Origin of the sequence: Synechococcus sp. PCC 7502, from assembly GCF_000317085.1 — a bacterium.
Lineage (GTDB): Bacteria > Cyanobacteriota > Cyanobacteriia > Pseudanabaenales > Pseudanabaenaceae > PCC-7502.
Genome location: NC_019702.1, coordinates 1,343,045 through 1,354,686, shown reverse-complemented (window position 1 = coordinate 1,354,686; position 11,642 = coordinate 1,343,045). Strand labels below are relative to the sequence as shown.

Below are 11,642 nucleotides of genomic sequence, written 5' to 3'. Positions count from 1 at the left end.
TAATGTTTTGACTTCAGCTATGACCACAGACACAATTTTCAGTAGGATCATCAGAAAAGAAATTCCCGCAGATATAGTCTATGAAGATGATTTGGCTTTGGCATTTCGGGATATTACTCCCCAAGCTCCTGTGCATATTTTAGTAATTCCGAAACAGGCGATCGCCAAAATTAGTGATGCCCAACCTGAAGATCAAGCTCTTTTAGGACATTTATTATTAGTGAGTGCAAAAGTGGCAAAGGCAGAGGGTTTGGAAAATGGCTTTCGGCTAGTAATTAATAACGGTGATGATGGCGGGCAAACTGTTTATCATTTACATATTCATATTCTGGGCAAACGCTTTATGCAATGGCCCCCCGGTTAAGCTTCTAGTTAAAGTATTTACTATGAATGATCCCTATTGGCTCCTAGGTGCGATCGCTATTCTTTTAGTATTAGATTTAACCTCGAATTTGCTTTGGACAAGAACCTCAAGAAAATTATTATCATCCCTGCGAGCAGAAATTGAGGCTTTAAAACAAGATGCTGCCAGATTAAAAGAACAAATCGAGGCACAACGACAGTTAATTGCCACGGAATATAAGCTGATTACCTTTGAACAACTGCAAACTTTATTAACCCAGTATCCTAGTCTCAAAAAAATTCTTGAAGTTCAGCCCGATTTCCCTGCAAAGCATATTATGGGTTTATTTGTCCCCTTAGACAACTTGATCCAGTCTTGGAAATATGAAACTATCGGCACGCCTTGGGAACAAGTATATTTTGATCCTAAATATCACCAAGCAGATACGGCTGATATGCGAGTTGGTGAAAAAGTTTATATTCGGTTTGTGGGTTATTGTGTTGGCGATCGCATTCTTGCCCCTGCCAAGGTAAGTCGAAATTTACCGATTTAAGATAATTAAAGTAAACTAGCTCCATATTCCTTATTCTAACTATTGCTATGAAACCTACTGTTAGCCTGTTGTCTGCCTCTAGTTATGAATTAGAGTCCTTGCAAATCGCTTTAGAGCAATTATTGGAACCGCTCGGTGGCATGGCGAATATTGTTAAAGCTGGCGATCGGGTGCTATTAAAACCCAACTTGCTCACTGGTTCCCGACCCACAAAGGAATGTACAACCCGTCCCGAAATTATTTATTGTGTGGCAAAAATGGTACAAGCAGTAGGAGGTAAGCCTTTCTTAGGAGATAGCCCCGCCTTTGGAACTGCTAAAGGAGTCGCCAAGGCAAATGGTTTAATAGCGATCGCTGAAGAGTTAAATATTCCCATTGTTGAATTTCATGGACAGCGTTACCAAACCGAAAGTGATTTTCAGCACCTGCGCCTAAGTAAAGAAGCAATGGATGCCGATGTTGTGATTAACTTACCCAAGGTTAAATCCCATGTGCAGTTAACCGTAACGATGGGGGTCAAAAATCTATTTGGATGTGTACCGGGAAAAATGAAAGCTTGGTGGCACCTTGAAGCAGGTAAAGATGTTGGTAAATTTGCACGGATGTTAGTGGCAACTGCTGAGGCGATCGCACCATCGTTAACAATTATGGATGGCATTATTGGGCATGAAGGCAATGGACCTAGTAATGGTGAACCTAAATACATCGGAATGCTGGCTGCTTCAACGGACGTATTTGCCTTAGATCGTGTGGTAATCGAAGTTTTAGGGGTTAATCCCGAACTTGTGCCGACCCTGCGAGTGGGTAAGTATCAAAATCTCAATCAAATTGCGATCGCTGGCACATCAATTCAAAATCTGCAAATTCATGATTGGCAACTACCTACAACTATTATTCCCATTGACTTTGGCTTTCCACGGGTTGTTAAATCCACCTTCAGACACTTATATATCAAGTTTATTAAGGAACCAATGGCAACCTATGCTAAAAGCTAGGGATTCTGGAGTAAAATTATCCGCACATATAAGTAGTAACTGGAAATTGGCATAAGTGGGTATAATTGTTGACAACATTTCAAAGCGATTTGGTAATTTTCAAGCATTAGATCAAGTCAGTGTTGAAGTTAAAACTGGTTCCCTAGTTGCACTTTTAGGACCATCAGGATCGGGTAAATCAACTCTACTCCGCATGATTGCAGGGTTAGAAGTTCCAGATCAAGGCAGAATTATTCTCACGGGTGAAGATGCTACCTTTCAAGATGTTCAAGATCGCAACATTGGTTTTGTTTTTCAGCATTATGCTCTGTTTAAGCACTTAACGGTGCGCAAAAATATTGCCTTTGGGATGGAAATTCGTAAGGTTGCCAAGAATATCATTAAAGCCAAAGTTGATGAATTATTAGATTTAGTGCAGTTAAAAGGACTGGGTGATCGCTATCCCAACCAACTCTCAGGTGGACAGAGACAAAGAGTCGCATTGGCTAGAGCTTTAGCTGTAGAGCCCAAGGTTTTGCTTTTAGATGAACCCTTTGGAGCATTAGATGCCAAAGTTCGCAAAGAATTACGGGCATGGTTACGACGACTGCATGATGAAGTTCACGTTACTAGTGTCTTTGTCACCCATGATCAAGAAGAAGCAATGGAAGTTTCTGATGAAATTGTGATCATGAACCACGGCAGAGTAGAACAAATTGGCACACCTCAGGAAATTTATGATCGCCCCGCCACCGCCTTTGTCATGAGCTTTATTGGACCTGTAAATATTGTGGCTCCCAACGGCACTCAAGATCAAGTATTCATCCGTCCCCAAGACATTTTAATTGAGTTAACACCCCAACCTAATTCTCTGCCAGCAAGGATTAATCGCCTAATTCATCTGGGCTGGGAAATTCAAGTTGAACTGGTTTTAGGAGATGGACAGGTATTAATGGCACATTTAACCCGTGATCAGTTTGACATCTTAAACCTGCAACCACAGCAACAGGTGTTTGTTGAATCGAGGGATACCAAGTCTTTCCCGCTTAGTTATTCTATTTAAAACAATACTAATTCATCTTGAAATGATCATAATCTATATAAAAAGGTGAACGATTATAAAGAGTATGGAAATTAAGCCTATTAATGTCAAAGAAATTTGGAGATTAGGATTTCGTATTTACTATGGAGATGAATTTATTGTAACTACTCCATTTGAGGAGGATGCTTACTCATTTATTTCTAAATATCAGAATGATCCAGCTTTAGATATACCAATTCACAGCTACTTAAAAAGAATCAACTATATCTATAAACAAAAATATAATGAGCTAATTAATTTAAAGAATGAATTAGAGCTAACTAAAGAGTTTAGAAATATTGAGATAATTGATAGTCCATCAGTGATTGGATTACCAAAATTTATAGCTTATACTCACATTGTAACAAATATAAGGACAGAGTTTGACGGCTTAATTTTTATTTCTGAACAAAATATATCAAATGACTCTTATTCTGTTGAAAAAGCAATAGAATTTATAAAAAAGGAATCTGAGACATCATATTTATTAAATAATGTCCAAACTGGCTCACCTTCAACATCTGTAAGTAAAAAATTTTCAGAAAAGATTTCTGCATTTTGTGAATGGATATTTACATCAAATTCAGTTGATTTTTGTGATAATAAATTTCAGTTAAGTGGAGGATTTCAAATACAGCATCTTATTTTTTCCATATCTCTAATTGATCAAAATTTAGTTACTTTGACAATGCCAGTTCAAACATATAGCCAAGGTGAAACATACTACTTTCTCATTGGGGATAAATCCCATTTAAGGCAAGTTGTTGCTCATGATTGGGAAACTCTTCGCTATCTTAACTATCTTGAAGAGAGGCTTAAATCAATTAGAGATGATGTATTGATGATTCAAAATAGCCTCTTTCATGAAGTTCCTCTTTTAAAGTGGACTCTTAACCCATTTGTTTGGGGTAAAGCAATAGGATATGCTACATCTCTCCAAAGAAGCCTTGAAAGAATTGTAAAATACAAACTTTATTTACCAATTTTCAAAGCAATTATTCAAGCATATTCGGATTTTGAGAAATCAGAGAATGGATTTTATAACTTGCCATCTATTTATTGTAATCAAGAGGGAATATCTACTCATCAGGATCAATTTTCTACCCCATCTCCATTTCGCTTAGAAATTACCGAATCCAAGTTAATAGTTACTGGAAATGACAAATTATTTAGAGTATTTAAAAATAAACCAGAAAACTTAAACAAGTTTTATTTGGCTATTCATAATTTGACTGATCAGTCATTTGAGCTTCTTCAATCACTTACGGTTACTCCAGCTTTGCATACGGGTATGATGTCTACTCTAGTAGCTCTAATTGCAATGTTCATCTCTATTCTTGTTTCTGCCTTACCTTTCACACTCGAAAAAATATCTGTTTTATTTCAATTGAAAAATGTACCCGTAACTCAGAAATCTATTGAATCATCGGATCTAAATCAAAAAATTAAAGTAATACCATTACCGTTAAAGATAGTACGACCTCAATAATTATTATGATTTAAGGATAGTTTTGAGCTTCGATTATTTAGTTCAAGACTGGCATTGTTTAGGATTAAAATAAAGCTTCATGTCACAGGGTTATTTTGTTGTTTAGTCTGGTTATATGGATTCTCTAAATTTATTACAACGTGGTGTAGTCGAAGTATTTCCTAACAATGCTAATGAAAATCTAGCGGCAAGAATTAGTGAGAGCGGCGGAACGCATAACGAAGGTAATCGTCCCCTCAGAATTAAACTTGGTATTGATCCCACCCGTCCCGACTTACACTTAGGACATACCGTTGCCTTAAGAAAATTACGTCAATTTCAAGATGCAGGACATATTGCCGTTTTAATTATCGGGGATTTTACTGCCCAAATTGGTGATCCCACAGGCAAATCCGAAGCCCGTCCCAGACTTATCCCTGATGAAGTAACTCACAATGCCCAAACCTATTTAGAGCAGGCAAAAAAAGTTTTAGATTTTAGTAGCGATCGCCTAGAACTTAGATATAACAGTGATTGGCTAGGCAAACTTAATCTCCAAGATATTACAACTCTGCTCTCTAGCATGACCGTAGGACAGATGTTGGCAAAGGAAGGATTTGCAGAAAGATATGAAAAAGGAACTCCGATTTATCTCCATGAATTTCTCTATCCGTTGATGCAAGGCTATGATTCCGTAGCGATCGCCTCCGATGTGGAACTAGGTGGAACTGACCAAAAATTTAATATCCTTGTCGGTCGTGATCTGCAAATTAAAGAACACAAACAAGGACAATTGGGGATGTTACTGCCATTATTAGTAGGCTTAGATGGCGTCCAGAAAATGTCCAAATCCCTAGATAACTATGTGGGATTAACCGAAGACCCTTTATCCATGTATTCCAAGCTGGAAAAAGTGCCAGACGCTTTAGTTAAAAGTTACTTTGAGTTACTAACTGATATTGATATAACTTCCCTATCCTCTAACCCTAGGGAAAATCAGAAAAAACTTGCTTTAACCATAGTTAGTCAATATCACAGTCTCGAAGTGGCTCTCCAAGCTCAACAGGATGCCGAAAAAATAGTCCTTGCCGGCAATACCACAGACCTAGGCGAAATTCCTGAATTTGCTCTTGATCGCATCACATTCCCCGTTCCTTTGTTTTATCTTCTCAAAGTCAGTAATTTGTGCAAAAGTAATAGTGAAAGCCTTAGCCAGATTAATAATGGTGCCGTGCGCTTAGCTGGTCAAAAAATCCAAAATCCTGAATTTAGTTTTAGCTCCGCCCAAGAGTTAACAGGAAAAGTTCTACAGGTGGGGAAAAAGAAGTTTTTACGTTTAATTTAATAATTTAATTACCGATAATTTTGGCTGTAACTAAAATCTCAACTAGAAGCCCAATAAAAAAAGGTGGAAGCAGCCCCCACCTGAAAATAATTTCTACCTAAATCTACAAAATAAAATTAGTGGATAAGAAATTAGACTTGTGTCCCCTGACAATATTTGAGATCATTGCCTTATTTGCCGTTGCATCTTTGGCTGCCACAATCGTCCGAATGGAAAAAGCTCTTAGAGCATCACTTACGGATAGAGTTCCTTCAGCCGAATCTTTCCTACCATTAAAGGGAAAACTATCTGGTCCCCTCTGACATTGGCTATTAATATTAACTCGACAGACTTGATTAACCAAAGGATCAACTAAGCTCGCAATTAAATCAGCATCGGTACCAAAAATACTCACCTGCTGACCATAATCAGAATTAACAATGTATTGAATTGGGGTCTCTAAATCATCAAAGGGAATAATGGGAATAACTGGACCAAACTGCTCTTCTCGGTATAGCTTCATATTTTCATTGGCGGGATACAGCACCGCAGGATAGAAAAAGGTTTCATTCACGGCTCCACCATCTTCATTAATGACCTCAGCCCCATGAGACTTAGCATCTTCCACCAGTTCTGTAAAATACTTAGTCTTACCCTCTGGTAAAGGCGTAATTGCTACCCCCTTCTCCCACGGCATTCCACATTTGAGCTTCTGCACACCATCGGTAAATTTTTCTAGGAACGCATCGACAATATCTCGGTGCACAAATAGGATTTTTAAGGCTGTACATCGTTGTCCATTATAAGAAAGAGTACCTAGCAGACATTCCTTGACCGCTAGCTCTAAATCGGCATCTGCTAGAACCACACCAGGATTTTTAGCTTCTAAACCCAAGGCGCAACGGAGGCGGTGTAAACGGGGATGCAGCTTTTTTAGGTCATTTGCGGCTCGACTCGAACCAATAAATCCGAGAATATCAACTTTACCCGTAGGCATAAGTGGCGGAATGATCACACTGCCCTGTCCATAAACTGTATTGACTACACCGGGGGGGAAACAATCCCGAAAAGCTTCTAATAAAGGATAGTAAAGCATGACCCCAGGTCTGGGTGGCTTGAATACCACCGTGTTGCCCATGATTAAGGCAGGAATAAAAATACTAAAGGTTTCATTCAGGGGATAGTTGCAAGGACCCATACATAAAGCTACGCCTAGGGGCGATCGCCGAATTTGTCCAATAATTCCCTCTTCAATCACAAACCGTGACGACGCTCTGTCTAAATCCTTAAGGGCATCGATGGTGGCACCTATATAATCAATGGTTCGATCAAATTCCTTGGCTGAATCCTGATAGGACTTACCAATTTCCCACATTAATAATTTGACAATTTCCGTTCTTTTTTCACCCATGCGATAGGTAAACTCTTGAATATGCTCGATTCTCTGCGCTACGGACATGGTGGGCCAAACCCCTCGACCTGAATTGTAGGCATTAACAGCAGCATCTAAGGCTTGTAGTGACTCTCTTGCGGTTAGGGAAGGAAACTCGCCAATAATTTTTGATGATAGTCCTGCGGCGGTTTTAACATAAATAGGTGATCGGGCTTGCTGTAAATCGCCCTGCCAATAGCGGAGTTCACCATTAATCAGGTATTCTCTTTGGGTAATCGGTGTACCAAGCTGAAATTCAGGAGGAATAGTTGCTTCGTCTGGAAATATTGATTGAATTTGATCTAACTTCATGACTGATCATTTTACTAAGACTGCATTTAGATATTCCCATCTATATTTATAACTAACCCAGTCTTTAAGGTTGACTAAATAGTTCATGGTCTAAAATAGAATTATGCGTTACCCTAGATCGCATCTGCACTAAAAATGGTCCTGTCTAAAATCTGTCTCAATCTGTCCTAAAAATAGATGCCTAAACTGATTCCAATTCAAATCCTAGTTGCTTCTGCTGCGATCGCTAGTATTTCTTGTATTTTTATTAATCCCGTATTTAATTCCCTAGATAATTCTGTTTCTGCTGCTCCCATTAAATCTATTACTGCTCCTCAGGGCTTGGTCAATGCGATCTCTAACCTTGATAGTGCTGCCAACAAACGAGACATAGGTGCAGTGATGAAATACTATCCCGATGAATTTACCCACGGGGATGGGCTGACAAAGCAAAAGTTGCGAGAATCCCTAGAAGCATTGTGGCAAAGATATAAAGACCTGCAATACCGCACCGAAATCATTAAGATTGAACCTAAGGGGGAAACCTATAGAGTAGAAACTAATACGCAAATTAGAGGAATTCAAGGACAGGGGCAGTCGCAATTTAAGCTGTTGGCAAATTTAACTTCAGTTCAAGTCTATCAAAACAAAAGTGATGGCTGGCAAATCGTACACCAAGATATTCTCTCAGAAAAAAGTTCTTTAACCTCTGGGGAAAAGCCACCTTCCGTGGAACTACGCTTACCTGAAGTAATTGGTATTGGTAGACAGTATGCCCTCGATGCGATCGTGACCGAACCCTTAGAAGCTAGTTTATTATTAGGTGCTGTAGTTGAGGAAAAAGTTAATCCGTCCAACTATATTAAGGATACCACCATTGACTTAGAAGCATTGAGATCGGGAGGCATATTCAAAATTGGACAGGCTCCTTATACTGAGGGCGATCGCTGGATTTCAGTGGTGCTAGTACGGGAAAATGGTATAGCTATTAATAGCCAAAGGTTACGGGTAAGCAAAGACTTTGTGGGTGGGCAATATACCCCTTTGCCTGAAACTGGTTCCATCAGGATTAGAGTGCCATCTCAGCCTAAAAAGCAAACGAGTCTTTCGTAAATTTTGCCCATAGACTAAGCGTAGACAAACTAACATTTGTAAAGAAAGTTTGAAATTTCAGGGAAAAGTTCAGTATAATGCACTCGGTTTTGTAATCCTAATCACATACAAGAGTTGTAATAGGAGGTAATGAAGTTGGCAAGAAGACGCAAGCGCAAAAGCAGACGTCGCCAAGAAGGGCGTAAGATTCTGGAGCATATTCCTCAGTTTAATATTGACAGTGGTGAAGACAAGCCAGTTACTGCGGCTCGTAAGTTTATCCACTCGGCGGGAATATTGCCACCAGCACTACTTTTGGTAAGACGTAACGAACATACCACTGATCGCTATTTCTGGGCGGAAAAGGGACTATTTGGGGCGCAGTATGTTGAAGAAAATCATTTTTTATTCCCCAGCTTAAAGCCTCCTGAAGAAAGAGAAGAATTTGAGATGGTGGCGAGTATGCGCTAAGTTTTACTGCTCGACTACATTAATATCTAAGTTAATCCATATTATTTTACTTTTATATTTTTCATATTCCACACGATGTCAAGCTCGAACAAGCTGATCGGTTGTGGAATTTTTTTGGCTATTACTCCCTTCCCAGCGAAAGATTATAGTGCTGGGAGTGGGTGGACTATGCCCCTGTACTCTGTAATAAAAGACTGTATTTGAGAGGCAAAAAAATTTGGTTCAGTTATAATATTCAAACAAAAAACTTACATAATCATGACCATAACCCCTCTTGCTCCTACCTCCAAACCAGCAACCGAGATATTAGGAAGTCGCCCTGATCGCTTAGGCAGATTTGGCAAATTTGGTGGTAAATATGTACCTGAAACCCTGATGAGTGCTCTCAGTGAGTTAGAAATAGCAGCTAAGCATTATCAACAAGACCCCGATTTTATCAAAGAGCTAGATGGTTATTTAAAGGATTATGTGGGCAGACCTAGCCCCTTATATTTAGCAGAACGCCTAACGGCTCACTACGGTACGGCTCAGATTTATCTCAAACGAGAAGACCTGAATCACACAGGCGCACATAAAATTAATAATGCCCTCGCTCAGGCTCTTTTAGCAGTCAGAATGGGAAAAAAGCGGATCATTGCTGAAACAGGGGCGGGACAGCATGGCGTAGCAACAGCAACGGTTTGCGCTAGATTTGGACTAGAGTGCGTGATCTACATGGGTGTCCATGACATGGAGCGTCAGGCATTAAATGTCTTTAGAATGCGCTTAATGGGAGCAACGGTATCACCTGTGGCATCAGGAACTGGTACCCTTAAGGATGCAACCTCGGAAGCAATTCGAGATTGGGTTACTAACGTAGAAACCACCCACTATATTCTTGGCTCAGTGGCAGGACCTCATCCCTATCCGATGCTAGTTCGTGATTTCCATGCTGTAATTGGTCGAGAAACCCGTCAGCAATGTTGGGAAAAATGGCAGGGCTTACCTAATATATTGATTGCCTGTGTGGGCGGTGGCTCTAATGCTATGGGCTTGTTCCATGAATTTGTGGATGAGTCTACGGTGAGATTAATCGGTATTGAGGCAGCAGGACAGGGGGTAAACACAGATATGCACGCTGCAACTTTAACCCAAGGTCGAGTTGGGGTTCTGCATGGAGCAATGAGCTATTTACTGCAAGATCAAGATGGTCAAGTCCAAGAGGCACATTCGATTAGTGCAGGCTTAGATTATCCGGGCGTGGGACCAGAACATAGTTATCTCAAGGACTTAGGTCGGGCTGAGTATTACAGTGTTACCGATCGTGAGGCACTAGATGCTTTTCAGCGTTTATCTAAGTTAGAAGGAATTATTCCTGCCCTAGAAACTGCCCATGCGATCGCCTACCTAGAGACTCTAATGCCGCAGTTAAGTTCTGATCTTAAGGTGGTACTTAATTGTTCAGGGCGAGGAGATAAGGATGTCCAAACTGTAATTAATGCCATTTAACTTTAGATTAAAACTTTAGATTAAGCTTGAGCGTATTTACAATCAAGGGTGCCAACTAAAAGTTAGTCGTTTATACTCATAAGTAATCTAGTTAGTATCTAGTGCCTAGAATGATCTAAACCATTAGTAAATCTAAACAATTAGTTGAGACTAGAATTATAACCATTAAAACTATTAATCTCATGGAGTTTGTGTGATGAGGCGCGTAACAACACAATGGCTGGCTTTATCGATTCACCTATCAGCTATGCTTTTTGGTCTGGCAGGGTTACTGTTAGTGCTGCCCCATCCTGAATTTATTGAAAATCTCTCTGAATTAGGCTTACAAATTTTCTCCTTTGGGATGTCAGGTGGCGGTGCTTTTTATATGATTGTGGGGGCGATCGCAGTTTCAATCTATGGGTGGAAAACCCTAGGGGCAAAGCGACTACTAACATTTTTAATTCCCTCTGTCGGTATTTCTTTGACCAGCGAATTACTGGGAACAAGTACAGGCTTTCCCTTTGGTAAGTATGGTTATCTCAGTGGACTGGGGGCAAAAATTAATGATTTAGTGCCATTTACGATTCCGCTTTCGTGGTTTTATATGGGGTTTGTGTGCTTTGTAATTGCCAATGTGTCTTTGCGTTACGGTAATCATTGGATGCACAGATTAGAGGCGATCGCCCTTGGGGCATTGATGTTAACTTCTTGGGATTTTGTGCTTGATCCAGCCATGAGCCAAGCCCGTTATCCTTTCTGGGAATGGGGACAGTATGGCGCATTTTTTGGTATGCCTTTGCAAAACTTTGCGGGATGGATGGGAACAGGTGCCTTATTTATGACTGTTGCCGCAATTATGGGTGGTAAGGATTCTCAGCCCGTATTAACTAAGCAACAACTTACTTTCCCCGTAGTTATGTATCTGGGTAACTTTACCTTTGCTTTGGTATTGAGCTTATCCGCAGGAATTTATATCCCCGTATTGCTAGGCTTGTTATTAGGCGTTGCTCCAGTCTTGGGTTTATGGAAATTAGCTCCAGATCAAGATTTGACTCTTCCATTGGTATTCACGCCTAAATCGGCAAATTCAATTATCTCGACTCCTGAATTACAAATAACGGCTCTAAGTCCTAAAAAATGAAT

11 protein-coding genes are annotated in these 11,642 nt (G+C 39.9%); 10 read left to right on the top strand and 1 reads right to left on the bottom strand.

The window, feature by feature from the left end:
* Positions 1-19: 19 nt before the first annotated feature.
* From SYN7502_RS06515 to tyrS, 6 genes are all read left to right on the top strand, one after another.
* Positions 20-364: a histidine triad nucleotide-binding protein gene (locus SYN7502_RS06515; RefSeq protein WP_015168079.1), complete on the top strand. Its 345-nt coding sequence runs from the start codon at positions 20-22 to the stop codon at positions 362-364.
* Between the two features lie 22 nt (positions 365-386).
* Positions 387-896 (top strand): nucleotide exchange factor GrpE, encoded by a 510-nt coding sequence (locus SYN7502_RS06510; RefSeq protein ID WP_015168078.1) that lies wholly within the window; start codon positions 387-389, stop codon positions 894-896.
* Positions 897-943: 47 nt separating this feature from the next.
* Positions 944-1,891: an Npun_F2552 family protein gene (locus SYN7502_RS06505; protein ID WP_015168077.1), complete on the top strand. Its 948-nt coding sequence runs from the start codon at positions 944-946 to the stop codon at positions 1,889-1,891.
* A 55-nt stretch (positions 1,892-1,946) separates the two neighbouring features.
* Complete coding sequence (locus SYN7502_RS06500) at positions 1,947-2,933, top strand: sulfate/molybdate ABC transporter ATP-binding protein (RefSeq protein ID WP_015168076.1); 987 nt, start codon at positions 1,947-1,949, stop codon at positions 2,931-2,933.
* Positions 2,934-2,997: 64 nt separating this feature from the next.
* Positions 2,998-4,440, top strand: a complete 1,443-nt coding sequence (locus SYN7502_RS06495; RefSeq protein ID WP_015168075.1) for a hypothetical protein — start codon at positions 2,998-3,000, stop codon at positions 4,438-4,440.
* Between the two features lie 115 nt (positions 4,441-4,555).
* On the top strand, positions 4,556-5,764 hold the full coding sequence (gene tyrS / locus SYN7502_RS06490; RefSeq protein ID WP_015168074.1) for a tyrosine--tRNA ligase: 1,209 nt from the start codon (positions 4,556-4,558) through the stop codon (positions 5,762-5,764).
* 103 nt (positions 5,765-5,867) lie between these two features.
* Here the strand turns inward: tyrS and SYN7502_RS06485 are convergent, their stop codons facing one another.
* The gene (locus tag SYN7502_RS06485) at positions 5,868-7,487 is read right to left on the bottom strand and encodes an NADP-dependent glyceraldehyde-3-phosphate dehydrogenase (RefSeq protein ID WP_015168073.1); all 1,620 of its coding nucleotides are present in this window, start codon (positions 7,485-7,487) and stop codon (positions 5,868-5,870) included.
* A gap of 177 nt (positions 7,488-7,664) precedes the next feature.
* Between SYN7502_RS06485 and SYN7502_RS06480 the strand changes: the two genes are divergently transcribed.
* From SYN7502_RS06480 to cruF, 4 genes are all read left to right on the top strand, one after another.
* On the top strand, positions 7,665-8,579 hold the full coding sequence (locus tag SYN7502_RS06480; protein ID WP_015168072.1) for a YybH family protein: 915 nt from the start codon (positions 7,665-7,667) through the stop codon (positions 8,577-8,579).
* A gap of 135 nt (positions 8,580-8,714) precedes the next feature.
* Positions 8,715-9,029, top strand: coding sequence for a DUF3155 domain-containing protein (locus SYN7502_RS06475; RefSeq protein WP_041430008.1), 315 nt, complete (start codon positions 8,715-8,717; stop codon positions 9,027-9,029).
* Between the two features lie 258 nt (positions 9,030-9,287).
* Positions 9,288-10,517, top strand: a complete 1,230-nt coding sequence (gene trpB, locus SYN7502_RS06470) for a tryptophan synthase subunit beta (protein WP_015168070.1) — start codon at positions 9,288-9,290, stop codon at positions 10,515-10,517.
* Between the two features lie 196 nt (positions 10,518-10,713).
* Positions 10,714-11,640, top strand: a complete 927-nt coding sequence (cruF, locus tag SYN7502_RS06465) for a gamma-carotene 1'-hydroxylase CruF (protein WP_015168069.1) — start codon at positions 10,714-10,716, stop codon at positions 11,638-11,640.
* Positions 11,641-11,642: the final 2 nt, after the last annotated feature.

Coding starts and splice junctions, on each gene's coding strand:
- SYN7502_RS06485 (WP_015168073.1), bottom strand. CDS start 7,487: ATGAAGTTAGATCAAATTCAATCAATATTTCCAGACGAAGCAACTATT.
- SYN7502_RS06510 (WP_015168078.1), top strand. CDS start 387: ATGAATGATCCCTATTGGCTCCTAGGTGCGATCGCTATTCTTTTAGTA.
- SYN7502_RS06515 (WP_015168079.1), top strand. CDS start 20: ATGACCACAGACACAATTTTCAGTAGGATCATCAGAAAAGAAATTCCC.
- trpB (WP_015168070.1), top strand. CDS start 9,288: ATGACCATAACCCCTCTTGCTCCTACCTCCAAACCAGCAACCGAGATA.
- SYN7502_RS06495 (WP_015168075.1), top strand. CDS start 2,998: ATGGAAATTAAGCCTATTAATGTCAAAGAAATTTGGAGATTAGGATTT.
- SYN7502_RS06505 (WP_015168077.1), top strand. CDS start 944: ATGAAACCTACTGTTAGCCTGTTGTCTGCCTCTAGTTATGAATTAGAG.
- tyrS (WP_015168074.1), top strand. CDS start 4,556: ATGGATTCTCTAAATTTATTACAACGTGGTGTAGTCGAAGTATTTCCT.
- SYN7502_RS06480 (WP_015168072.1), top strand. CDS start 7,665: ATGCCTAAACTGATTCCAATTCAAATCCTAGTTGCTTCTGCTGCGATC.
- cruF (WP_015168069.1), top strand. CDS start 10,714: ATGAGGCGCGTAACAACACAATGGCTGGCTTTATCGATTCACCTATCA.